Here is a 24,597-nt window from a genome sequence, read left to right as displayed (position 1 = left end):
AAGCATCGCGCACAAAATACGCTCCTGCAAAAATACCGGGACGCTTCGGGCTAGGATTTGCGGCGCGGCGACTTGGCGCCTGCCACCGACCTGGTCGGGCGCGACCGTCTCGAAGGTGCTGTCGCAAAGGCCATGATCACCTCGCATACGGCCTTCTGCTGCGTCGCTGGCAGCGTACGATAGATGTCGAAAACCTTCTGGTTGTCGTAAAGCGGCGCGTCTTCCCTGACCTGCCGGATTGCGCGACCGCCACGCAGCGCGCGATCGCCGAACAGCAGGAAGCAGGGATCGGCCTTCAGCCAGTCCGCCAGCGCGACCAGCTTTTCGTACTCGGGAATCGCCTTGCCATTCAGCCAGCGCGAAGCGGTCGTAAAGGTCACCGAGGCGCCGTCGAACCGCACGTTGAACTGCGTCGACAGCACGACGGGGCGCGGGTCGTAGCCCTGCGCAACCATCGCGGCAGCCAGGCGTTTCGAGAATTCGGCGCGTTCGTTGCTCATTCCTTGGCAACTTACCGATCACCCCGCCTACCAGTTCACGTATTGAGTTCACTATGATTGACGTTTGACGTTAACCATAGGGAACGATCGCGTGCCCAAGTCGCTGCTGGAACAGCTCCCCGAGATCGTCGCCCGCGGGCGGCAGCAGGCCGAGAAGATCCTGGAGAGCCTGGAAGGGCGGCACCGGATCAGCCTGCAGACGCGCGAATGGGTGCTGCCGTCGAAGGACACGCGCGACAGCGACTGGATCGCCGCGGCGAACCGGCAAGCGCACCTGGGCGAGGAAGGCGCGACCGACTGGACCAACCGGCTGATCTACGGCGACAACCTGCTGGCGATGGCCGCATTGCTGGCCGGTGACGAACACACGCCCAGCCTGCGCGGCAAAGTGGACCTGATCTACATCGATCCGCCGTTCGATTCGAAGGCCGACTACCGCACCAAGGTTTCGCTGCCTGGCGGCCCCTCTCGGCCATCCATGGCCTCCGGGGCACTCGGGCTCCTGCCCATCGTGGAGCTGGAGCAGCGGCCCACGGCCATGGAGCAATTTGCCTATTCCGACACTTGGTCCGGAGGCACTGCGTCATACTTGGAGATGATTACGCCGCGGTTGATCCTGATGCGGGAACTGCTGAGCGATAGTGGGTCCATGTATGCGCATCTGGACTGGCATGTAGGACATTACGTCAAGGTGGTGATGGACGAAATTTTTGGCAAGGATTTTTTTGCCAATGAAATTGTATGGCAACGGACTGGGGCCCATAACGACTCCAATAGATTTGGCAACATCCACGACATCCTGTTCTTCTACGGGAAAACCAATTCCCGATCTTTTTTCCAAACGCATACTCCGTACGACGAGGAGTACATACAAGAGCGTTTCAGGAATGCCGAAGAAGAAACTGGTCGGCGCTATTGGCTCAATACTGCGACAGCTGCCGGCCCTGGGCCTGCTCGTTTCTTCAATGGGGAGCTCAGAAGTCCTCCGCCGGGAACCCATTGGCGGTACAGCCAGGAAACCATTGACGAGTTAATCAATAAGGGAAAGATCGTCTTTTCCAAAACCGGGATGCCTTACGTCAAGCAATATCTGGACGAAAGTCCCGGAAGACCTGTCCAGTCGGTATGGACAGACATAAAAATGACGAAGTCCGGCGCGGAAAGGCTGAACTACGCGACACAAAAGCCTGAAGCCTTGTTGGAACGAATTATCCGCAGCTCTTGCCCAGAAGGCGGCCTCATCGCCGACTTCAACGGCGGCTCCGGCACCACCGCCGCCGTGGCCGAAAAACTCGGCCGCCGCTGGATCACCACCGACCTCGGCAAGCCGGCCTGCATGATCATGCGTAAGCGGCTGATCGATCAGGGCGCCAAGCCATTCCTGTACCAGGCGATCGGCGACTACCAGGTCGAGGCGGCGAAGAGCGCGATGGGGCGCAGCTTCCGCGTCGGCGACCTGTCCGGCATCGTGCTGTCGCTGTACGGCGCGCTGCCGCTACCGCCGGAGGACAACCCGCTACGCAACCTCGGTGCGGTGGTGTTCGCGGGCAAGAAGACGCTGGTGCTGGTCGATTCGCCGAACAAGCTCACCGGCGACGCCACCCTGCGCAAGGCGATCGCCCAGCGCGACCACCTGCTCGGCGGCTGGGACCGGGTGGTGGTGCTGGGCTGGAACTTCGATCCGTCGATCGGCCGGAGCATCACTGCGCTGAACGATGCGCGACTGGAAGTGCTGGTGATCCCGCCCGACCTGCTCGACCGCCTGCGCAAGAAGGGCGGCATCGAGAAACTGCGTGGGCAGGTGCGCTTCTCCAGCCTGCAATACCTCACGATCAAGCCGGTGCGGCGCGTACCCTCACCCCCAACCCCTCTCCCGGAGGGAGAGGGGAGACAAGAACAGCTGCGGGTCACGCTGGACAACTATGTGCTGCTCTCGCCCGAGGCGATCAACCTCGACGACGACAACCGCAAGAAGCTGCTCAAGGTGGCCAACGCCGAACCGCTGGCGCTGATCGAATACTGGGCGGTGGACCCGGATTACGACGGCGCGGTGTTCCGTTCGGTCTGGCAGGACTACCGCGGCAATACCGCCAATGACGACGACCCGCTGCGCGTAGTGACCAACGCCGAGTTCAGCGTGCCGCGCAAGGCCGGCGAACGCCGGGTGTGCGTGCGCGTGGTCGACGTGTTCGGCTTCGAGGCTGAAGTGGTGCAGGTGGTGGCGGAGCCGAAGGCATGAGCGTCGCCGACAACCCGATGGCGCTCGCCGCCGCCCTTACCCGCCGCGCCGAGCAGCTGTGTATCGGCCTGGAGCAGGGCATCGCCGACATCTACGAGCTGGTGACCCCGGTAACCGCCGAACTGCTGCGCTGGTGGTTCGGCGAGGACGCGTGCCAGTCGCGCACGTTCAATTTCCATCCGGGTCAGCGCCAGGCGATCCTCAACGTGATCGTGGCGCACGAGGTGCTGGCCAGCCCGAACCTGAAGAACCTGTACGAGCAGGTGTGCGCCGATGCGCTGCTGGAAGGCACGCGGCTGACCGACGTGGCGCAGGGCAAGCACGGCCACCCGAAGTACTGCCTGAAGATGGCCACCGGCACCGGCAAGACCTGGGTGCTGCAGGCGCTGCTGGTGTGGCAGCTGCTGAACAAGACCGCGGCGCTGGACGAGGGCCGCGACGATCCGCGTTTCACCCGCCGCTTCCTGATCGTGGCGCCGGGACTGATCGTGTACGAGCGGTTGCTGGATGCGTTCCTCGGCAAGGAGAGCGAGGACAAGAACCGCGACTTCGCCAGCTCCGACATCGCCAGCTACGCCGAGCTGTTCGCCCCGCCGGCACGGCGCGAGCGCATCGCGCAGTTCGTGCGGGGTAACGTCTGCACCAAGACCGAGATCGGGCTGAAGGCCACCGGCAACGGCATGATCGCGATCACCAACTGGCACCTGCTCAGCGAGGCCGAAGAGGAGATCGAACAGGACGAGGGCGGACGGATCGACTCACCCGGCATGGTCGCCGATGCTTCGCGCGTCGCTTACGACGTATTGCCGCTGGTGCCCGGCCGTGCCACCGGCAACAGTCTCGACGTGCTGGACCGGCGCTGGGCGCGCGGCAACGTGCTCAGCTACCTCGCCGACCTGTCCGAGCTGATGGTGTTCAACGACGAAGCGCATCACATCCACGAACTGAAGAAGGAAGGCGAGACTACCGAGGTCGAGTGGCAGAAGAGCCTGTCGATCATCGCCGCGGGCAAGGGCCGCCGCTTCGTGCAGATGGATTTCTCAGCCACGCCGTACAACGACGTGGGCAGCGGCAAGAAGAAGAGCAAGAAGTACTTCCCGCACATCGTGGTCGATTTCGACCTGAAGGACGCCATGCGGCTGGGCCTGGTGAAGTCGCTGGTGCTGGACAAGCGCAAGGAACTCGGTGCCCTGCCGCTGGAGTTCAAGGCCGAGCGCGATGTCGACGGCAACGTGCAGTTGTCCGAGGGCCAGCGCGTGATGCTGCGCGCCGGCCTGCAGAAGCTGCGCAAGCTGGAGGCGGATTTCGCCCGGCTCGACCCCGACCGCCACCCGAAGATGCTGGTGGTGTGCGAGGACACCTCAGTGACGCCGCTGGTGGCGCGGTTCCTGCTCGACGAAGGACTGCACGACGAGGACGTGCTCACCGTCGATTCGGGCCGGAAGGCCGAACTGGGCGAGAAGGACTGGGCGCCCCTGCGCCAGCGCTTGTTCAGCGTGGACCGGCACGCGCAGCCGCGGGTGATCGTCAGCGTGCTGATGTTGCGCGAGGGTTTCGACGTCAACAACATCTGCGTGATCGTGCCGCTGCGTTCCAGCCAGGCGCAGATCCTGCTGGAGCAGACCATCGGCCGCGGCCTGCGGCTGATGTGGCGCGACCCGGAATATGCCGACATCAAGCGCGAGAACCGCGAGCGGATCAACCACGGCGAGGAGCCGGGGTCGCTGATCGACATTCTCTCGATCGTCGAACATCCGGCGTTCCAGAGTTTCTACGACGAGCTGATGGCCGCAGGCCTGGTCGGCACCACCGGTGACGATGAAGGCAGCAGCACCGGTGACCTGATCGCCGCCGAACTCCGCGAAGGCTACGAAACGTACGACTTCGCGATCCCGTTCATCCTGCGCGAGGCGGACGAGAGCGTCGAGCACCTGCCGATCGACGCCGCCGCGCTGCAGCCGTTCACCTTGATGAGCCGCGCGAAGCTGGCCGAACTGCTCGGCAAGGGCGACACCTTCACCTCGCAGGACCTGCAGAGCAGCACCTTGTTTGGCGACTACCGCGTCGATGGCGCAGCGATGAACGTCAGCGGCTACAACGAGCTGCTGTCGCGGCTGACCCGGCGGGTCAGCCAGGCGCTGAACCACCCGCTGCCGAAGGGCAACAAGGTTTCCCCCCACCTGGATCGCCCGTATCTGCAGATGAATACCGCGGCGCTGGCCACCGCGCTGGACGACTACATCCGCGAGCGGCTGTTCAGCGAATCCTTCGAGCCTTTCGAGGACGAGGGCTGGCGGCTGTTGCTGCTGCAGCCGGTGATCGAGCACATCGTGAGGATCTTCGGCCTTGCTCTTCATCGCTCCGAAGAACACACCACCACTGGAGCGACGGAAGTACGTCATCGTCACCTGTCCGAAGTGACGAAGCTGATGGTGCGCGAGAGCGCCTCGCTGGAAGTGTCCAAGTGCATCTACACGCGGCTGCCCTACCCCACCCGCAGCGGCGGACTGGAACGGGCGTTCATCGAATGGGCGCAGGCCGATGCCAGCGTGGAGGCGTTCTGCAAGATCAGCGAGAACCGGCACGACTTCGTGCGCCTGCGTTACATCAAGGGCGACGGCATGTCGGCGCTGTACATCCCCGACTTCCTGGTGCGCACGACCGACGCGATCTACCTGGTCGAGACCAAGGCGCAGCAGCAGGTCAGCCACCCGAACGTGCAGCGCAAGCTGAAGGCCGCGACCACCTGGTGCGAGCGAATCAATGCGCTGGAGCCGGAGCAACGCGGCGGGCGCAGCTGGTATTACGCACTGGTCGGCGAATCGCTGTTCCACGACTGGCGCGAGAAAGGCGCCCGACTGGGCGAGTTGCTGGCGTTCTCACGGGCCCGCGCGGCACCCACGGCGCAGTCGCAGGGCGGCCTGGCGCTGGGAGACTGACGGCAGGCGGCCTCGTTTGCGATGGGACGGCTTCGTAGGGCGGGCACGGCCCGCCGCGCGGCGTCCGGATTCAAACAGAAGCTGGCGGGCCGTGCCCGCCCTACGACCAAGTTCATCCCCACCACCCAGTGCGACGCGTCCCGTAGGAGCCCGCTCGCGGGCGATGCTCTTGAGCCGGGAATCGGGATTCGGGATTCGGGATTCGCAAAAGCAAGAGCACCGCTCGCGAGCGGGCTCCTGCCAGCGGGGTCGTACCAGCACGTGGCTGCTGCGGCGTGACACGGGACGGTCAATTCTGCAACCATCGACCACTTTCCGGCGCGCTGCGCGTCGACACGGGAACCCTCACATGACCCAAGAACGCGCGATCCGCCGCGATGTCGGCCCGTTCGCCCTGATGCTCACCGGCCTGGGCTCGATCATCGGCTCGGGCTGGTTGTTCGGCGCCTGGCGCGCGGCGCAGATCGCCGGCCCCGGCGCGATCTGGGCGTGGGTGATCGGCGCGGCGGTGATCCTCGCCATCGCGCTGACCTACGCCGAGCTGGGCGCGATGTTCCCCGAATCCGGCGGCATGGTGCGCTACGGCCACTACTCGCACGGCTCGCTGGTGGGCTTCATTGCGGCGTGGGCGAACTGGATCGCGATCGTCTCGGTGATTTCGGTGGAAGCCGAGGCTTCGGCGCAGTACATGTCGTCGTGGAAGTGGCAATGGGCGAAAGACCTCTACCACCAGGCCCCCGGTGGCCACGGCGAGCTGAGCACCAATGGCCTGCTGATCGCCGCGGCGCTGGTGATCGTCTACTTCCTGCTGAACTTCTGGAGCGTGAAGCTGTTCGCGCGCTCGAACACCGCGATCACGCTGTTCAAGCTGGTGATTCCCGCGCTCACCGCGGTGCTGCTGATGATGACCGGTTTCCATCCGGAGAACTTCAGCGTCGGCATCCACGGCGAGGTGCATTCGACCGACTTCGCCTCGGTGCTCACCGCGGTGGCGATCGCCGGCATCGTGTTCAGCTTCAACGGTTTCCAGAGCCCGGTGAACCTCGCCGGCGAGGCGCGCAACCCGGGCAAGAGCATCCCGTTCGCGATCGTCTGCTCGATCGCGCTGGCCACGGTGATCTACGTGCTGCTGCAGGTGTCGTTCATCGGCGCGGTGCCGCGCGAAATGCTGGCGAACGTGGGCTGGCACGGCATCGACTTCAGCTCGCCGTTCGCGGATCTTGCGATCATCCTCGGCCTGCAGTGGCTGGCCACGCTGCTGTTCATCGACGCGGTGATCAGCCCCAGCGGTACCGGCATGACCTACACCGCCACCACCGCGCGCATGCTCTACGGCATGGAGCGCAACGGTACGCTGCCGAAGATCCTCGGCACTGTGCACCCAAAGTGGGGCGTGCCGCGCGCGGCGATGTGGGTGAACCTGGTGGTGTCGTTCCTGTTCCTGTTCTTCTTCCGCGGCTGGGGCACGCTGGCGGCGGTGATCTCGGTGGCCACGATCATTTCCTACCTCACCGGCCCGGTCAGCGTAATGACCCTGCGCCGCACCGCGCCCGGCCTGCACCGCCCGCTGCGCCTGGCCGGCCTGCCGCTGCTGGCGGGCGTCGCCTTCGTGATGTCCACCGAGCTGCTGTACTGGGCGCGCTGGCCGCTGACCGGCGAGATCATCCTGCTGATGGTCGTGGCGCTGCCGATCTACTTCTACTACCAGGCGAAGAGCGGCTGGCACGACTTCGGTCGCCAGCTGAAGGGCGCCTGGTGGCTGATCGCTTACCTGCCGACGATCGCCTTCGTCTCCTGGGCCGGCAGCACCACCTTCGGCGGCAAGGGCTACCTGCCCTACGGCTGGGACCTGGTGGTAGTAGCGGCGATCGGTCTGGTGTTCTACCTGTGGGGTGTGCGCTCGGGCTGGCGCACGCCGTCGGTGGAGGCGGCCGAGCTGGAGGCGCACGCCCATCCGGACGCACCACTGGTACCGCCGGACGAACGGGCCGCCGAGCACATTACCGGGCATTGAACGACCCTTGCCGATGCCACGGAACGCGCGGCGACGAGCCGCGCGTTTTTGTTTTCAGCGAACGGCTGCTGTGCGCCGCGCATCGCCCAGCGACAACAGCACCAGCACGATTGCCAGCACCAGATAGGCCCCGGCAAACTGCCACACGATGCCGCGCGAGGCCGCATCGAGTAGCCACGGCAGGTAGGTGCCGCCGGACAGCTCGACCGAATGGATCACGCCGAACAGGCTGAGCGCCCCGCCCAGCAGCAAAATCAGCGCGGCGCGCCGCGGGCGATGGTCGATCAGCGCCACCACGAAGCTGGCCCAGACCATCGCGGTGATGATGAAGCCGTTGCCCAGCACGGTGATCACCGCCAGCTCGGAGATGCCGTGCGTGCCGTCGTTGAACAGCCGGGAGAAGTGCTCCGGCGAGACGTAGGTCGGGTCGCTCAGCTTGATCGTCAGCATCCGCGCGATCGCCGGAAAGAAACTGAATACCACCGCCGCCGCGTAGCGCATCGGCGTGGCCTCGAACGCCTGCACGGTGATGCCGATCGCCACGAACACCAGGATCGGCGCCAGCACCGGCAGCGGCAGCAGCTCGACCAGGTTCGACAGATAGCCGAACACGCCGCCCAGCCCGATCACGATGCCGGTGAGCAGGGTGTAGCCGCTGCGCGCGCCCATCGCCTTGTACGACGGCTGGCCAATGTACGGCGTGGTCTGCGCCACGCCGCCGCAGAAGCCGGCCGCCAGTGTGGCCAGCGCCTCGACCAGCAGGATGTCGCGGGTGGCATAGTCGTCGCCGGCGGCGCGCGCACTCTCGGTGACGTTGATGCCGCCGACCACCATCAGCAGGCCGAACGGCAGGATCAGCGGCAGGTACGGCACGACGTAGGCGAGCCCGTCGACCCACTGCAAGGTCGGCCACGGCAGCGCGAAACGCCAATGCCATGCCGTCGGCGCGTGGTAGCCCGCGCCCAGCCAGCCCGACGGACCGAGCCCGTAGTACAGCAGCGCGCCGACCACGAACGCTACCAGCACGCCGGGCAACCCAAACGGCATGCGCGCGTGCGCGACCAGCGCGTACAGCACCACGCCGAGCCCGGCGAAGCCCACCACCGGCAGCTTGAGGATTTCCACCAACGGCAGGAAGCCCATCAGCACCAGCGCGATGCCGGCGATCGAACCGAGCAGGCCGGCGCGCGGCACGTGCCGCTGCACCATCGCGCCGAAGAACGACAGCACGAACTTCAGCACGCCCATCACCACCAGCGCAGCCATGCCCAGCTGCCAGGTGGCGATCGCGGCGGCGTGTTCGTCCATGCCGGTTTGCTTGAAGCCGAGGAAGGCCGGGCCGAGCACCAGCAGCGCGATGCCGATGCTGGTTGGCGCATCCAGCCCCAGCGGCATCGCGGTGACGTCGTCGCGGCCACTGCGCCGGGCCAGCCGGCGCGCCATCACGGTATAGGCAAGGTTGCCCAGCAGCACGCCGAGCGCGGTGCCGGGAAACATGCGCAGGAACACGATGTCCGCGGGAAAGCCGAACAGACCGATCAGCGCCGCGGCGAGGAAGCCCATGATGGACAGGTTGTCCACCACCAGCCCGAGGAAGCCGTTGAGGTCGCCGGGGGCGAACCAGCGGTTGGCTGATATGTTCATGCGTGGGGCCCGACCGGGCAAACCGCACAGCCGCGGAGCGAGGATGCCGGCATGGCCGGCGAACGGGAATTCATCGGGTCATCTTCTTTTGCATCCGGACTTCCGGGCGTGCGGGAGTATTGGCGGCAACCGAGCAGCGGTGCAATACGGATCGCGGCGAGACTCCGGCATTCGTTCCGCCTTGTCGAAATCGCAGCGCCCGGTTCGTCGTTCGTGCAATCGCCTCCTCTCGCCATGAAAGGAAACCGCCCATGTCGCCCATGACCCGCACCCTTGGCCACGCCTTCGCCCTGTTGTCGCTGAGCACCGCCCACGCCGCCGAAGTGAAATACCAGTTGGACCCGGACCATACCTGCCCCAGCTTCGAGGCCGACCACCTCGGCGGGCTGTCGGTGTGGCGCGGCAAGTTCAACCACAGCCGCGGCGCGGCGACGCTGGACAAGGCCGCCGGCAACGGCACGGTCGAGATCGTGGTGGACATGAAGAGCGCCGACTTCGGCCAGGACGCGCTCAACCGGCATGCCCAGGGCGCGGATCTGTTCGACACGGCGAAGTATCCGCAGGCCGTCTACACGGGCAAGCTCACCAACTTCGTCAACGGCGCACCGACCTTGGTGGCGGGCCAGCTGACCCTGCACGGCGTGACCCGCCCGCTGGCGCTGAAGATCAACAGCTTCAAGTGCATGCCGCACCCGATGCTGAAACGCGAAGTCTGCGGCGCCGATGCGCTGGCGACGTTCCAGCGCGACGCCTTCGGCATGGACGCCGGCAAGGCCTACGGTTTCGACATGACGGTGACGCTGCGCATCCAGGTCGAGGCGATCGCCGAGGCAGGCGCTACGGAAGGCTGATACTCGCTGGTTAATACACTTTATATCAGGTTTGTACGGCTTATACTGGCTATGAAATCTAATATATTGGATTTATTGGCCGACAAGAGGTAGACTGAACCCATTATATTGGGCATCGGAAGTCCGCGTGGAACCCCTCACCGTGCAGCTTTACCTGGACGGCCAGTGGCACGACGCCATGGAGCTGGCGTTCCTGCGCCCGGCTGATGGCCACGCCAGCCCCTGCACGCTGGGCTATCTGGTTACCTACGTGGTGGCGCACATGGACCAGCTCGGCGCCACCACGGCGGCGGCGGCCAGCGCCACCCTGCCGCTGGACTGGACCATACGCGCCGAGCCGCAGTGGCCGGCGTTCCTGTTTGACATCGAGCCGAGCGGCGCGGCGCGGCGCTTCCTGCTGCAGCGCCTGGCCCTGCCGGCGGGGGCCGACGCCACCGCCACCGATCTGCAGTTGCTGGCGCAATGTACGCCAGCGCCGGTCGGGCACCTGCGCATCAAGTCCGCGTTCGAGGCGCTGGCCGGGCCGTCGGTCGGCTTCCCGAAGGCCGAGGTGGTGGCCCGCGACGCGCGCTTCCTGGAATACGCCTACGAGCAGGGCGCGGCGATCGGCGGCGCCACCGGCGCCGGCGGCGAGGCGCCCAAGCTGCTGCTCACCGAGGACGCCGGCGGCCTGCTGCACCCGGACGCCACGCTGGACGACGCACGGGCACGCCGGCACTGGTTCGTGAAGTTCCCTCGCGGCAACGGCGGGCCGAGCGACCAGGCGATCCTGCGCGCAGAGCACTGCTACCACCGCGCCCTGGCGAAGCTGGGCATCGCCACGGTCGGCGGCGACGCCATGCGGCTGGAGGAAGCCGCCCGCCCCAGCCTGTGGCTGCCGCGCTTCGACCGCACCATCGCCGACGGTGTCGTGCGGCGCACCGCGGTGGAATCCGTCTATTCACTGGCCGGCGTGACCCGTCCCGGCAGCTACATGACCCACCCGCAGGCGGTCGCCGCGCTGGCCTCGGCCTGGGCGGCCGCCGGCCAGGCCGGCGACGTACCGGCGCTGCTGCGCGAGTACCTGCGTCGCGACCTGCTCAACCTGGTGCTGGGCAACAGCGACAACCACGGCCGCAACACCGCGGTGCTGCGCCATGCCGACCGGCTGGAGCTGGCGCCGATCTACGACCTGGCGCCGATGGTGATGGACGAGGAAGGCATCTCGCGCACCACCAAGTGGCCCACGCCAGTGGAAGTTGCCGGCGAGGTCGACTGGAGAGCCGCCTGTGCGGCGCTGCAACCATGGGGCGACCCGCAGCGCCTGTACGACGAGCTGCGCGAAGACGCCGAAACGCTGCGCGCACTGCCCGACCTGCTGCGCGACCTCGGCCTGCCGCAGGCGGTGTTCGAGCACCCACGCATCGCGCTGGGCGCCCTGGACGCGCGCCTGCGCCGCTGGGAGCTGCTGGCATGAGCGCCTCCCTCGCCGACCGCCAGGCCCTGCTGGCCCAGCTGCAAGCGGAGCTGATGGACGGCCGCACCAGCATCGGTGCGGCCGTGCGCCGGCTGCGCACCGACCTGACCGGCTTGCACCAGGAGCAGTTCGCCCGCATGTGCCGGATCTCGCTCAACACCCTGCAGCAACTCGAGCACGACCAGGGCAACCCGACCGTGCGCACGCTCAACGCGGTGTTCGCGCCATTCGGCATGCGCGTGGGTATCCTGCCGCGCACGCCGCCAGCCGGCGGCTGAATCAAGCCAGCGCCAGCACATCGCCCAGCAGCGCCTGCGCGGTCACCTCCGGCCCCGCGCCCGGCCCCTGGATCACCAGTGGCTGGGCGTGGTAACGGGTGGTGGTGAGCGCGAACTGGTTGTCGGTGCCGTACAGCCGCGCGGCCGGGTGGGTGAGTGGCACTTCGGCCAGGCCGACGCGGGCATGTCCGCGCTGGTTGAGCCGGGCCAGGAAGCGCAGCACGCAGCCGCGCGATTTCGCCTCGGCATGGCGCGCCGCCAGCGGTACGTCGAGTTCAGCAAGCCTTGCCAGGAACGCTTCGGTGTCCAGCGCGCGCAGCGACTCGGGCACCAAGCCTTCCACCTGCACTTCGTCGGTGCCCAGGGCGAAGCCGGCATTGCGGGCGATGATCAGCAGCTTGCGCGCCACGTCCTCGCCGGACAGGTCCGAGCGTGGATCGGGTTCGGTATAGCCGAGCTGGCGCGCCTCGCGCAGCAACTCGGAGAACGGACGGCTGCCGTCGTACTGGTTGAACAGCCACGACAGCGAACCGGAGAACACGCCTTCCAGGGTGAGCAGGCCGTCGCCGCAGATACGCAGGCGGCGCAGGGTGGACAGCACCGGCAGGCCGGCGCCCACCGTGGCCGAATCGCCGTAGCGCCCGCCATTCGCCAGCGCCGCCTGCAGCGCGCGCCAGCCGGACAGTTCGCCGCCGGCCAGCGCCTTGTTCGCGGTGACCACGTGGTAGCCGTGTGCCAGCCACTCGGCGTGGCGCGCAGCCAGCGCCGTGCTGGCGGTGGCGTCGATGATCACCTTCACCGCCGCGTCGCTGGCGTCCAGCGCGGCGAGCAGGCTGACGTTGTCGCGCGGGACACCGTGCTGGTTCAGCTGCTCGCGCAGGTTGCGCCGGGCCAGGCTGGTCGGGTCGGTCTGCTGGCGCCGAGAGTTCGCCGCGCCGACCAGCCGCAGCGAACCCGCGGCGGTGGTGTTGAGCAGCTTCAGCAAGGCGCCGCCGACCACGCCGGTGCCGAACAGCACGATCGCGATGGTGGAGGACGCCTCGTTCGTGGCGCCCGTCGCGCGCTCGGCCAGCACCGCGCTCATGCAAGCACCCGGCGTTTGGACGTCCCTGCCGCCGCGGCGCGGAGCAGCGCCGCGTCGAGGTCGCGCAGCAGGTCGTCGCCGTCCTCGATGCCCACCGACAGCCGCAGCAGGCTGTCGGCGATGCCGGCGGTGCGGCGCGCTTCCGGCGCCATCGCGGCATGAGTCATGGTGGCCGGGTGCGCGATCAGGCTTTCCACGCCACCCAACGACTCGGCCAGCGAGAAATACTGCAAGCCGTTGACGAACGCCTCGATCTGCGCCAAGTCGCCGTCCAGCTCGAAGCTCAGCATCGCGCCGAAGCCCTGCTGCTGGCGTGCCACCAGCGCATGGCCGGGGTGGCTGGCCAGGCCGGGGTAATACACCTTGCGTACGGCAGCGTGCGCGTCCAGCCGTTCGGCGATGCGCGCGGCGTTTTCCTGGTGCTGGCGCAGCCGCACGCCGAGCGTGCGCAGGCCGCGCAGGGTCAGGTAGCTGTCGAACGGCGCGCCGGTGAGGCCGTTGCAGTTGGCCCACCACTTCAGCTGCTCGGCCAGCGCCGCGTCGCGCGCCACCGCCGCGCCGCCGACCACGTCGCTGTGGCCGTTGATGTACTTGGTGGTGGAGTGCACCACCACATCGGCGCCGAGCAGCAGCGGCTGCTGCAGCGCCGGCGACAGGAAGGTGTTGTCCACCACCAGCAGCGCGCCGACGGCATGCGCGGCCTGCGCCACGTGGCGGATGTCGGTGATGCGTAGCAGCGGGTTCGACGGCGTCTCCACCCACACCAGCGCCGGCTTGCGCGACAGGCCGGCAGCCAGCGCCGCGCTGTCGGTGAGGTCGGCGAACTCGACCTGGAAGCGGCCCTTCTTCGCCCATGCATCGAGCAGCCGCCAGGTGCCGCCGTAGCAGTCGTGCGCCGCCAGCACGGTGGCGCCGGCCGGCACCAGTTCCAGCACGAGCGCCACCGCCGACATGCCGCTGGAGGTCACCACTGCGCCGGCGCCCTGCTCCAGGTCCGCCAGCGCCTCGCCGAGCAGGTCGCGGGTCGGGTTGCCGCTGCGCGAGTAGTCGTACGCGCGCTTGCGGCCGAAGCCGGCGAAGCTGTAGTTGGTCGACAGGTGCAGCGCGGGCACCACGGCGCCGTGCTGGGTGTCGCTCTCGATGCCGGCGCGCACGGCGCGGGTACAGGGGGTGGGCTCGGTCATCTCGATCTCCAGGTCTTTCGTCAGTCGGTGAATGCGGGTTCTTGGGTAGGGCGGGCACTGCCCGCCCTACGAAGGCAGTGCGCGCGCGGCTACGCGAGCGCTTCGCGCAGCAGCGGCGCGAGCTGTTCGGGTTCCTTCAGGAAGGCGTCGTGGCCGTACGGCGATTCGACCACCTCCAGCGTGGCCGGCCCATGCAGGCGACGCTGCAGCTCGCACAGGTCGGCCAGCGGCACCAGCCGGTCGGAGGGGAAGCCGATCAGCGTGGCCGGGACGGGAATCCGCTCGGGCTGCACGTCGTGCAGGTCGATCGACTCGGATAGCGCGAGGAAGCGGTCCGCATCGAAGCGCTCGACGAAGCGGCGACCCTGGTGTGCCAGGTAATCCTCGACCGGGAAGTGGAAGCGCTCCTCGCGCCACTCCGGCCCGCCGGCGAAGCGCCGGCCGAACTCGGCGCTGCCGCGGTAGGTGGTGATCGCCAGCTGGCGCGCCAGCGCCAGCGCCTCGTCGGCCTGGCCGCTGGCCTGGCCCAGCCGCACGATGCCGCGCTGCACGCTGCGCTGCGCGGTGCTGAGCGGATGCGGCCGGTGCGCGCCAGCCAGCAGCAGCAGGCGGTCCACGCTGCGCGGGTGCCGCGCGGCGAACGCCAGCGCCACCATCGCGCCGTAGGAGGAGCCGACGAAGGCATGCGCCTGCGCGATGCCCAATTCGCCCAGCAGCGCGGCCAGCGCATCGGCCTGGTCCTCGCTGGAGACCGAAGCGGCGCCGAGCCGGTCCGGGCTGAGCCAGTCGATGGACAGGACGCGCCAGCGCTCCAGGTCGATCGCCGCGCCGCGGCCAACCAGCGCCTGCCACCAGCCCGGCGCCGTGGCGGCATCCAGCGCGGTGACGTCACGGTCGGCCGAGATACCGCCCTGCACGATCACGGTGGGCGCGCCCGCCGCCCCGCACCACAGGTAGTCCACGTCCACCTCGCGCGGGCCGCTGCCGTACTTCGGGCTGAGCCGCAGCCGGCGCGTGCCGCGCTGGGTGGCCAGCCGCGCGCGCGGTTCGGGGGCGGGGGGAAAGGCGGTGGCGGCGACTTCGCTGCTGCGGGCTTCGGGCTGGAACGTCATGGAACTTCTCCGGTCGGCATCGCCCTGCGAAGTACCGGAAAGGTCGCCAGCCCCGGTTTCGGCGGCAGACCGCCGCGAGCCGGATGACGCCCATCTTCCGGTGGGTGCCGCAGCACCTCCGCAGGAGTTGGCACCGTGGCGGAAGCGCTCCGCAGGTTGCCCCGGCTTCAAAGGGCCTGTCCCTCAGCCGGTCTCGATGAGTGGGACTGATATTGAATGTTGTGAGGCAGCCTGTCAATAGACGTCTAAACGTCTAGGCGTATATATGCCTATCTAACTTTGTCATCTGCCGTGCCGACCCCGAGACTGAAGGAAATTCCTTTGGGATACGGCAGGAAAGGAGCAAAATCGACATTTCTCCACGAAACCTTCATCCATGAGCATCCAGCCCGATCTCTCCGCCGCCATCGGCCGCACCCCGCTGCTGCGCCTGCGCCACGCCTCCGCCCTGACCGGCTGCGAGATCCTGGCCAAGGCCGAGTTCCTCAACCCCGGCGGCTCGATCAAGGACCGCACCGCGCTCGGCCTGCTGCTGGATGCCGAGCGACGCGGGCAGATCCGCTCCGGCGGCCGCATCGTCGAGGGCACCGCCGGCAATACCGGGATCGGGCTGGCCCTGCTCGGCGCCAGTCGCGGCTACCGCAGCACGATCTTCATGCCCGACTCGCAGAGCCGCGAGAAGATCGACGCGCTGCGCATCGCCGGCGCCGAGGTGCGGCTGGTGCCCGCGGTGCCGTACAAGGACCCGAACCACTACGCGCACCAGGCGCGCGCCCACGCCGAGGCGGCGAACGCGGCCGACCCGGGCAGCGCGTGGTTCGCCGACCAGTTCGACAACACCGCCAACCGCGACTGGCACGAGACCAGCACCGGACCGGAGATCTGGGACGACGTCGGTGGCCACGTCGACGGCTTCGTCTGCGCCGCCGGCACCGGCGGCACCCTGGCCGGCGTGGGCCGCGCGCTGAAGGCGCGCAACCCGCGCGTGCGCATCGCGCTGGCCGACCCGGCCGGCTCGGCGCTGGCCAGCTACATCAACACCGGCGAACTGGTCGCCAGCGGCAACTCGATCAGCGAGGGCATCGGCTCCAGCCGCGTCACCGCGAACTTCGACGGCGCGCCGATCGACCTGGCCTGGTCGATCCCGGACGACGAATCGGTGCCGCTGCTGCACCGCCTGCTGGCCGAGGAAGGCTGGTGCATCGGCGGCTCCAGCGGCGTCAACCTGGCCGGCGCGATCCGCCTGGCCCGCGAACTCGGCCCCGGCCACACCATCGTCACCGTGCTCGCCGACGCCGGTACGCGCTACCAGGCCAAGCTGTTCAACCCGGCGTTCCTGCGCGAAAAGAACATCCCGGTGCCGGACTGGCTCGCCACGGCCTTCCCGTAGGAGCCCGCTCGCGGGCGATGCTCTCCCGAATCCCGAATCCCGAATCCCGAATCCCGAATCCCGGCTTTCAAAGCATCGCCCGCAAGCGGGCTCCTACAAAACCAGCGCTGCCTTGCCGGCGTCCTGCTAACGTATCCGGATGACTCCCCTCCCCGACACGTCCGCGCTGCACAACCGGCTGCAGCGCGACGGCTTTGCCTTTGCCACCGCCGACATCATGCGCCACCTGCTGGACGCACCGACGCTGGGCGACTGGCCCGCCTTCGTCGCCAGTTGGAACGAGCTGGCGCCGGACACCTACCTCGCCGCCAGCGGCCGCCACCGGGGCCGCCGGCACGCCACGTTCTCCGTTGATGCCAATGGCGGCATCCGCCGCGAGGCGCACCAGCCGCACTACCAGAGCCTCAAGTACAACCCGTTGCAGGGCGACATCCAGCGCTGGTTCGAGCCGGTGCTGCCGGCGATCGCTGACGGCGCCAGCCTGCATCGCATGCTCGCCTTCTGTCATGACTGCTTCGGCGCGCTGGCCCCGGCTGTCAGCCACTGGCACGTCGAGGTGCACCAGTTCCGCATCGAGGCCCGTGCGGACGAGGCCGGCGAACCCACGCCCGAGGGCGTGCACCGCGATGGCGTCGACTACGTGCTGGTGCTGCTGATCGACCGCGAGAACATCGAGCGCGGCACCACCACCATCCATGCGCCGGACGGCCGCGAGCTGGGCAGCTTCACCCTCGCCCACGCCTTCGACGCGGCGCTGGTCGACGACCACCGCGTGTTCCACGGCGTCACTCCAGTCACCCCGCTCAACCCGCAACAGCCGGCGCACCGCGACGTGCTGGTGGTGACGTTCAAGGCGAACTAAGTGCAACCGGCTTCTGGCGCGGGCCGGGCGCAGGTATTGAACAGCCTCTGGGCTGCGCTACGCTGGCATACGCCTCGACCACACTGGAAATCGCATGTCCCTCGCCGCCAACCTCGTGATCGGCCTGCTCGCGCTGCTGCACGTCTGGTTCCTGATCCTGGAGATGTTCCTGTGGACACGGCCCTCCGGCCGCCGCGCGTTCGGCACCACGGCGGAATTCGCCGAGCAGTCGAAGGCGCTGGCCGCCAACCAGGGCCTCTACAACGGCTTCCTCGCCGCCGGCCTGGCGTGGGGACTGCTGCTCGGCAACGGTGGCGCCGGCTTCAGCGTCAAGCTGTTCTTCCTCGGCTGCGTGCTGATCGCCGGCATTTACGGCGGGCTGACCGCAGCCCGGAAGATCCTGCTGTTCCAGGCCCTGCCGGCGGCGGTTGCCCTGGTGCTGCTCCACCTCGCCTGACGGCTCACCAGCCATGACCTCCCTTCTGCGCGAAGCCGTCGGCCAGCGCTACGACCCAACCCTGATGCAGCGTGCTCGCGAGAAGAGCTGGGCCGCGCTGCACGGCATCCGCGCGCGCATGCACCCAGGCATCAGCGAGAACGAGGCGAAAGTCGAAGCCGCCGACGTATTTCGCGAGCTGGGTGTCGAGCGGCTGTGGCACCCGGCGATCATCCGCATCGGCGCGAACACCTTGAAGACCTACCGGCATCGCTCCGAGCCCGGCGTGCGGCTGGGCGAGAACGACAGCTACTTCATCGACCTCGGCCTGGTCTTCGACGGCCACGAGGGCGATGTGGGCGACACTTTCGTGGTCGGCCACGCGCCGCAACGGCGGGCCTGCGCGGAAGCGGCGCGCGCGCTGTTCGGCGAAGTGGCTGACGCGTGGCGAATACAAGGGCTGAGCGGCCAGGTGCTGTACGCGTTGGCCGGCGAACGCGCCGCGGCGATGGGCTGGCGGTTCAATCACGCGATCAAGGGGCACCGGATCAGCGATTTCCCGCACGCGATCCACAAAGGCGGCGACCTCGGCGAACTGGAAGCATCGCCATCGAGCGGATTGTGGATGCTGGAAATCCAGCTCGCGCATCCGACCGAACCGTTCGGCGCGTTCCACGAGGACCTGCTCGTCGCATGAAGATCCTCGTCTACGGCAACTCCGGCTCCGGCAAGAGCACACTTGCCATGCTGCTGGCCAAACGACACGCGCTGGCCCACCTGGATCTCGACACCATCGTGTGGGAGCCGGGGCAGATTGCCGTGCTCCGTGCAGCCGAGGCCATCGCTGCGTCGCTGCATGAATTCCTTGACAGTCACGTTGCCTGGGTGATCGAAGGTTGCTACGGAGAGCTGGTGGAAGCCGCCGCGCCGCATTGCAGCGAGCTGGTATTCCTCAATCCCGGACGCGATGCCTGTCTCGCCAACAACACGCGTCGCCCGTGGGAGCCGCACAAGTACGCGTCGCCGGAAGCACAAGACGCCATGCTGATAAATCTGCAGCCATGGGTCAGTGGCTATTACGAACGCGACGACGACTGGTCGTATGGCCGTCATCGGCAGATCTTCGATGCCTTCGGCGGCAACAAGACGGAACACATCCAGGCGGTTCCGCTGCATACTGATTCAGTCGATCGCAGCTGATCGCCTGCACTTGTCGCCCATTGAAAATGCCGTCGACAGGAAGCACCTGAGCAGTCTCACCCTGCGCTTGCCGCAGCACTTTCCGGAAACCTGATCGTGGCCCGCAAGAAACCCCTCCCGCTCTACCGCAACATCGGCATCATCGCGCACATCGACGCGGGCAAGACCACGACCACCGAGCGCATCCTCTACTACACCGGGCGCAAGCACCAGATCGTCGACGTGCACGACACCAAGGACGGCAAGGGCTCCACCACCACCGACTACATGGAACAGGAGCGCAAGCGCGGCATCACGATCCAGTCGGCGGCGGTGACCGCGGAGTGGAAGGGCCATCAGATCAACGTGATCGACACCCCCGGACACGTCGACTTCACCATCGAGGTGAACCGCTCGCTGCGCGTGCTGGACGGCGCGGTGGTGGTGTTCGACGGCGTCGCCGGGGTGGAGCCACAGACCGAAACCAACTGGCGCCTGGCCGACCAGTACAAGGTGCCACGCCTCTGCTACGTCAACAAGATGGACCGTATCGGCGCGAATTTCGCGTATTGCGTGCAGGGTATCCGCGAGCGCCTTGGTGCCAACGCGCTGCTGTGCCAGGTGCCGCTGGGCAGCAGCGACGAGTTCGTCGGCATGGCCGACCTGGTCGCCGGCGTGGGCTACCTGTGGGCCTCCGACGACAAGGACAGCGTGTGGGAAACCGTGCCGCTGGAACAGCTGAAGGATCGCCTGACGTTCGGCGCCAGCGCCGACAACGCATGGATCGCCGACCTGCCGAAGCTGCGCCAGGACCTGCTGGAAACCGCGCTGGCGCTGGACGACGACGCGTTCGAGCGCCTGCTGAACACCGGCGGGTTCGACCCGGCCGTGCTCAAGCAGTGCATCCGCAAGGGCACCGTCACCGGCGCACTGGTGCCGGTGCTGTGCGGCTCGTCGTACAAGAACAAGGGCGTGCAGCAGCTGCTGGACGCGGTGGTCGATTATCTTCCCTACCCAGGCGAGAACGGCGGCATCGCGCTGGTCGACGAGGACGGCCACGTCGTCGGCGAACAGGCCGTCACCGACGACGCGCCGGCGCGCGCGCTGGCGTTCAAGGTGATCAACGACCAGTTCGGCACGCTCACCTTCTGCCGCATCTATTCGGGCGTGATCAAAAAGGGCGACACCCTGCTCAACGTCACCCGCGGCAGGAAGGAGCGCGTGGGCCGCATCGTCGAGGTGCAGGCCGACCACACCCGGGAAATCGACGAGGTGCGCGCCGGCGACATCTGCGCGTTCGTCTCGATGAAGGACACCGAGACCGGCGATTCGCTGTCCGACCCGGCGCATCCGGCACTGCTCGAACGCATGCGCTTTCCCGACCCGGTGATCAGCGTGTCGGTCGAGCCGAAGAACCGCGACGACGTCGACAAACTGTCCAGCGCGCTCTACAAGATGGTCAAGGCCGACCCGTCGCTGAAGCTCGAGGTGGACCAGGAAACCGGGCAGACCGTGCTCAAGGGCATGGGCGAGCTTCACCTGGAGGTGACCCTCGACCGCATGCGCACCGAGCTGGGCGTGGAGGCGAACATGGGCAAGCCGCGGGTCAGCTTCCGCGAGGCGTTCGGCAAGACCGTCGAGCACACCTACACGCACAAGAAGCAGACCGGCGGCTCCGGCCAGTTCGCCGAGGTGACGATGATCTTCGAGCCGGGCGAAGCGGGCTCGGGCGTGGTGTTCTCCGATGAGGTGGTCGGCGGCCGCGTGCCGCGCGAGTACATTCCCGCGGTGGAGCACGCGATCAAGGTCGAGGCGCAGGAGGGCCAGGTCGCCGGCTACGAAGTGGTCGACTTCGCCGCGCGCCTGATCGACGGCAAGTACCACGACGTCGACTCCTCCGCGCTGGCGTTCGAGATCGCCGCGCGGCAGTGCTTCCGCGAGGCGCAGAAGCTCAGCAGCCCGAAACTGCTGGAGCCGATCATGCGGCTCGAAGTGGTGATGGAGGCGGACTACCTGGGCGACGTCATCGGCGACATCAACCGCCGCCGCGGCACGGTCAGCGACCAGGGCCACAAAGGCAGTTCCGCCTTCGTGCAGGGCTTCGTGCCGCTGGCCGAAATGTTCGGCTACATCAACTTCCTGCGCTCGGCCACCCGCGGCCGCGGCACCTTCAGCATGGAGTTCGACCACTACCAGGAGGTGCCCGCCGGCATGGTGGAGAAACTGATGGAGAAGGAAGTGAAATAGCGCCGCGCTCGGCGCTGCGATGCTGCATTGCAGCGATTGGTGCCCTGCTCACTCGAACATGTATGCAGGAAAAATGGGGCTGGACACGCCGGCATGGTCTGGCAGTAGCATAGGCCGGTCGCGGAGCCGCCTCCGTCGGCGCCTGAGTGCCGGGGGGGCACTCGCCATTCCGACCGAGGGACGCCATGAGCTCTTTCCGCATGTCGCAGGCGCCGCGTGCGCCGTTCGCCCGTTTTCGTCTGCGGCCGCTGGCCGCCTCCTGCGCGGCCGTGCTGCTTGGCTTGACGCTGAGCGCTTCGGCCTCGGCACAGCAGGCACAGCCGCAGCCCCAACCGACCGACAACCAGACCGCGCCGGCCAAGCCGGACAGCAAGACCGCCGAAAAGAAGAACAAGAAATCCGAGAACACGGTCAGCAACCTCGACGCGATCGTCGTTACCGGCATCCGCGCCAGCATCGAGAACTCGCTGAAGGCGAAACAGAACTCCGACAACATCATCGAGGCGATCTCGGCTGAGGACATCGGCAAGCTGCCCGATGCGAGCATCGCCGAAAGCCTGTCGCGCGTGCCGGGCGTAGCTACCCAGCGCCTGAACGGCCGCGCCAACATGATCTCGATCCGCGGCCTGGACCCCGGTTTTGCCGGCACCACGCTGAACGGGCGCGAGCAGGCCACGATCGGCGAGAACCGCGGCGTCGAATACGACCAGTACCCGTCCGAGCTGATCAGCGGCGTGGCGATCTACAAGACGCCCGACGCCAGCCTGATCGGCCAGGGCCTGTCCGGCACCGTCGATCTGCACACGATCAAGCCGCTGGACCTGCCCGGCCCCGCCTTCGCGGTCAATGTGCGCGGCGAGCACACCACCAACGGCGACCTCAACCCGGGCGGCGGCGTGGGCGACATGGGCCATCGCGCCAGCATTTCCTACATCAACCAGTTCTTCGACCACACCCTGGGCCTGGCCGTGGGCTTCGCCCACCTCGACTCGCCGATCCAGGAAAAGCAGTACCAGGCCTGGTGGTGGAGCATGAACAACGGCCCGGGCAGCGCCGAGACCAATTGGTGGGCGCCGCACACGCCCGGCATGCCTGACGGCGTGATCTCGGAGGAGGGCATGCAACTGCGTGCGCAGTCACTGACCCAGAAACGCAGCGGCCTGATGGCCGTGCTGGAATGGGCGCCGGGCGACCACTACCACTCCACCCTGGACCTGTACCACTCCATCTTCGGCGAGAAGAAGTTCACCAACGGCGCGCAGTGGTCGAGCAACCCGTGGGACAACGTCAGCTATTCCAACGTCGGCGTCACGCCGGCGCAGCCTTACCCGATCGTCACCTCCGGCACCATCAGCGGCATCGCGCCGATCCTGCAGAACCAGTACACCAAGGAGCACGACAAGCTGTTCTCCGCCGGCTGGAACAACCAGTACGACTTCGACAACGGCTGGACCGCCACCGCGGACCTTTCGTACTCCAGCGCGAAGAAGAAGCTGCACGACGCCTACCTGTTCACCGGCCTGGCCGGCGGCGCCTTCACCAGCGTCGACTTCCGCACCCCGGCCGGCAACGGTTACCCGTACTTCTCGCCGGCGGTGAACCTGGCCGACCCGTCCCTGGTGGTGTTCACCGACCCGGGCGGCTACGGCTACAACGGCCGCCAGGAGTTCGACACCCAGAAGGACACCATCAAGGCCGTGCGGCTGGAGGTGAGCCACCCGCTGGGCTGGATCTTCAGCAGCATGAACCTGGGCGTGAACTACTCCGACCGCACCAAGACCAAGCGGGCCGATGTGCAGTTCGCCTGGCTCAACGGCAACGGCTCCACCCAGAGCACCTACGACAACCACTTCAGCGCGCCGGTGAACCCGGCCTTCCTGTGGTCGCCGACCACGCTCGGCTACGGCGGCATCCCCGGTGCGCTCAGCTACAACGTGCTGGGCGCGCTGGCGAACCAGTTCTACCTGACCCAGCGCAACAGCGAGGGCGACTGGAGCCGCAACTACACCGTGGAAGAGAAGGTCCCGGTGGCCTACGCCAAGTTCAACATCGACACCACGCTGGGCAGCGTGCCGCTGACCGGCAACGTGGGCGTGCAGTTCGTGCGCACCGACCAGTCCTCCACCGCGCTGCAGACCAACGGTGACACCCTGGTCGGCCGCATCAACGACGGCACGAAGTACAACAACGTGTTGCCCAGCCTGAACCTGGTGGCACATCTCACCGACCGCCAGTACTTGCGCTTCGGCTTCGCCAAGACCATGGCGCGCGGGCGCATCGATGACGAGAAGGTGTCTACCTCGGCCGGCCTGTCGAAGGTGCAGAACGGCCCGGCCGCCGGCCAGGTGCTGTGGTCCGGCAGCGGCGGCAACCCGAAGCTGAAGCCGTACGTGGCGGTGGGCACCGACCTCTCCTACGAGTTCTACTTCGGCAAGTCCAGCTACTTCGCCGCAGCGGCGTTCCACAAGAATCTGCTGAACTACATCTACAACCAGACCACGCTGAACTACGACTTCTCGCACTACACCAACAACGATCCCACGCTCACCCCGACCAGCAACATCGGCTCGTTCACCCGGCCAGCGAACGGCACCGGCGGCAAGATGGACGGTCTGGAGCTGTCCGGTGCGCTGGAAGGCGGGCTGCTGGCCGATGCGCTGGCCGGCTTCGGCGTGCAGGCCAGCTTCTCGCTGACTAACAGCAGCATCCCGCAAAAGGTCATTGGTTCCATTCCTGGTCCGAATCCGCCTACAACTTTGCCCGGTCTGTCGCGCAAGGTCGCCAACCTGGCGCTGTACTACGAGAAGTACGGCTGGTCGGTGCGCGTGGCCGAACGCTACCGCTCGTCGTTCAGTGGCGAAATCACACCCCGGTTCAACCAGATTGCCTACACCAAGATCCTGGCCAACCGGCAAACGGACCTGCAGGTGGGCTACGCGTTCTCCGAGGGCAGCCTGAACGGCCTGTCGCTGCTGCTGCAGGTCAGCAACCTCAGCAACACGGCGGACAAGAGCGTGCAGATCTCCGGCCTGCCCAACAACGTGCAGGTGGTGCGCCCGCTGGAGTACGACACCTGGGGCCGCACGGTGCTGTTCGGCGTGAACTACAAGCTGTAGGCCATCCCGCAACACGGCGGGAGCATAGAACCCGGGGAGCGATCCCCGGGTTTTTCATGGGCACCC

At 67.3% G+C, this 24,597-nt stretch carries 18 protein-coding genes and 1 riboswitch; of the genes, 13 read left to right on the top strand and 5 right to left on the bottom strand.

What is annotated here, in order from left to right; translation table 11 throughout:
* Nucleotides 1–50: 50 nt before the first annotated feature.
* Nucleotides 51–500, bottom strand: a complete 450-nt coding sequence (locus LRK53_RS04745; protein WP_027492850.1) for a hypothetical protein — start codon at nucleotides 498–500, stop codon at nucleotides 51–53.
* 91 nt (nucleotides 501–591) lie between these two features.
* On the opposite strand from LRK53_RS04745, the gene LRK53_RS04740 reads away from it, so the two are divergent.
* The 3 genes from LRK53_RS04740 (at nucleotide 592) to LRK53_RS04730 (ending at nucleotide 7,692) form a co-directional block, all read left to right on the top strand.
* Nucleotides 592–2,739 carry a site-specific DNA-methyltransferase gene (locus LRK53_RS04740; RefSeq protein WP_235642533.1) on the top strand — a complete coding sequence of 716 codons (2,148 nt, stop codon included), beginning with the start codon at nucleotides 592–594 and terminating at the stop codon, nucleotides 2,737–2,739.
* Nucleotides 2,736–5,678 carry a DEAD/DEAH box helicase family protein gene (locus LRK53_RS04735; protein ID WP_027492849.1) on the top strand — a complete coding sequence of 981 codons (2,943 nt, stop codon included), beginning with the start codon at nucleotides 2,736–2,738 and terminating at the stop codon, nucleotides 5,676–5,678. The genes LRK53_RS04740 and LRK53_RS04735 overlap by 4 nt, the downstream gene beginning before the upstream one ends.
* Nucleotides 5,679–6,027: 349 nt before the next feature.
* The gene (locus tag LRK53_RS04730; protein WP_235642532.1) at nucleotides 6,028–7,692 is read left to right on the top strand and encodes an APC family permease; all 1,665 of its coding nucleotides are present in this window, start codon (nucleotides 6,028–6,030) and stop codon (nucleotides 7,690–7,692) included.
* A gap of 54 nt (nucleotides 7,693–7,746) precedes the next feature.
* On the opposite strand, the gene LRK53_RS04725 is transcribed toward LRK53_RS04730, so the two are convergent.
* Nucleotides 7,747–9,336, bottom strand: coding sequence for a hypothetical protein (locus LRK53_RS04725; protein ID WP_027492848.1), 1,590 nt, complete (start codon nucleotides 9,334–9,336; stop codon nucleotides 7,747–7,749).
* Between the two features lie 251 nt (nucleotides 9,337–9,587).
* Here LRK53_RS04725 and LRK53_RS04720 point away from each other — a divergent pair, with 251 nt between their 5' ends.
* From LRK53_RS04720 to LRK53_RS04710, 3 genes are all read left to right on the top strand, one after another.
* A complete protein-coding gene (locus tag LRK53_RS04720) occupies nucleotides 9,588–10,187 on the top strand; it encodes a YceI family protein (protein ID WP_037089734.1) in 600 nt (199 codons plus the stop codon).
* 127 nt (nucleotides 10,188–10,314) lie between these two features.
* Nucleotides 10,315–11,643, top strand: coding sequence for a type II toxin-antitoxin system HipA family toxin (locus tag LRK53_RS04715; protein WP_027492846.1), 1,329 nt, complete (start codon nucleotides 10,315–10,317; stop codon nucleotides 11,641–11,643).
* On the top strand, nucleotides 11,640–11,921 hold the full coding sequence (locus LRK53_RS04710; protein WP_027492845.1) for a helix-turn-helix domain-containing protein: 282 nt from the start codon (nucleotides 11,640–11,642) through the stop codon (nucleotides 11,919–11,921). The genes LRK53_RS04715 and LRK53_RS04710 overlap by 4 nt, the downstream gene beginning before the upstream one ends.
* 1 nt (nucleotide 11,922) lies before the next feature.
* Here the strand turns inward: LRK53_RS04710 and LRK53_RS04705 are convergent, their stop codons facing one another.
* The 3 genes from LRK53_RS04705 to metX form a co-directional block, all read right to left on the bottom strand.
* Nucleotides 11,923–13,005, bottom strand: coding sequence for a homoserine dehydrogenase family protein (locus LRK53_RS04705; RefSeq protein ID WP_027492844.1), 1,083 nt, complete (start codon nucleotides 13,003–13,005; stop codon nucleotides 11,923–11,925).
* Nucleotides 13,002–14,189, bottom strand: coding sequence for a cystathionine gamma-synthase (gene metB, locus LRK53_RS04700; protein ID WP_027492843.1), 1,188 nt, complete (start codon nucleotides 14,187–14,189; stop codon nucleotides 13,002–13,004). Before metB ends, LRK53_RS04705 begins: the two co-directional genes overlap by 4 nt.
* A gap of 89 nt (nucleotides 14,190–14,278) precedes the next feature.
* Nucleotides 14,279–15,301: a homoserine O-succinyltransferase MetX gene (gene metX / locus LRK53_RS04695; RefSeq protein WP_027492842.1), complete on the bottom strand. Its 1,023-nt coding sequence runs from the start codon at nucleotides 15,299–15,301 to the stop codon at nucleotides 14,279–14,281.
* Nucleotides 15,302–15,388: 87 nt separating this feature from the next.
* A riboswitch (SAM riboswitch) is annotated at nucleotides 15,389–15,504 on the bottom strand.
* A gap of 173 nt (nucleotides 15,505–15,677) precedes the next feature.
* Here metX and LRK53_RS04690 point away from each other — a divergent pair.
* The 7 genes from LRK53_RS04690 (at nucleotide 15,678) to LRK53_RS04660 (ending at nucleotide 24,531) form a co-directional block, all read left to right on the top strand.
* Nucleotides 15,678–16,691: a cysteine synthase A gene (locus tag LRK53_RS04690; protein WP_027492841.1), complete on the top strand. Its 1,014-nt coding sequence runs from the start codon at nucleotides 15,678–15,680 to the stop codon at nucleotides 16,689–16,691.
* A gap of 139 nt (nucleotides 16,692–16,830) precedes the next feature.
* Nucleotides 16,831–17,553 carry a 2OG-Fe dioxygenase family protein gene (locus LRK53_RS04685; RefSeq protein WP_027492840.1) on the top strand — a complete coding sequence of 241 codons (723 nt, stop codon included), beginning with the start codon at nucleotides 16,831–16,833 and terminating at the stop codon, nucleotides 17,551–17,553.
* Nucleotides 17,554–17,647: 94 nt separating this feature from the next.
* The gene (locus LRK53_RS04680; RefSeq protein ID WP_027492839.1) at nucleotides 17,648–18,010 is read left to right on the top strand and encodes a DUF1304 domain-containing protein; all 363 of its coding nucleotides are present in this window, start codon (nucleotides 17,648–17,650) and stop codon (nucleotides 18,008–18,010) included.
* A 13-nt stretch (nucleotides 18,011–18,023) separates the two neighbouring features.
* Nucleotides 18,024–18,686 (top strand): M24 family metallopeptidase, encoded by a 663-nt coding sequence (locus tag LRK53_RS04675; RefSeq protein ID WP_027492838.1) that lies wholly within the window; start codon nucleotides 18,024–18,026, stop codon nucleotides 18,684–18,686.
* Nucleotides 18,683–19,189: a P-loop NTPase family protein gene (locus LRK53_RS04670; protein WP_027492837.1), complete on the top strand. Its 507-nt coding sequence runs from the start codon at nucleotides 18,683–18,685 to the stop codon at nucleotides 19,187–19,189. The genes LRK53_RS04675 and LRK53_RS04670 overlap by 4 nt, the downstream gene beginning before the upstream one ends.
* A 96-nt stretch (nucleotides 19,190–19,285) precedes the next feature.
* Nucleotides 19,286–21,415, top strand: a complete 2,130-nt coding sequence (gene fusA, locus LRK53_RS04665; protein WP_027492836.1) for an elongation factor G — start codon at nucleotides 19,286–19,288, stop codon at nucleotides 21,413–21,415.
* 185 nt (nucleotides 21,416–21,600) lie between these two features.
* Nucleotides 21,601–24,531: a TonB-dependent receptor gene (locus LRK53_RS04660; RefSeq protein WP_235642531.1), complete on the top strand. Its 2,931-nt coding sequence runs from the start codon at nucleotides 21,601–21,603 to the stop codon at nucleotides 24,529–24,531.
* Nucleotides 24,532–24,597: the final 66 nt, after the last annotated feature.

Origin of the sequence: Rhodanobacter thiooxydans, from assembly GCF_021545845.1 — a bacterium.
In the GTDB taxonomy this organism is placed as follows: Bacteria; Pseudomonadota; Gammaproteobacteria; order Xanthomonadales; family Rhodanobacteraceae; genus Rhodanobacter.
The sequence above is the reverse complement of the archived record's forward strand: the minus strand, read 5'-3'. Positions and strand labels throughout refer to the sequence as shown.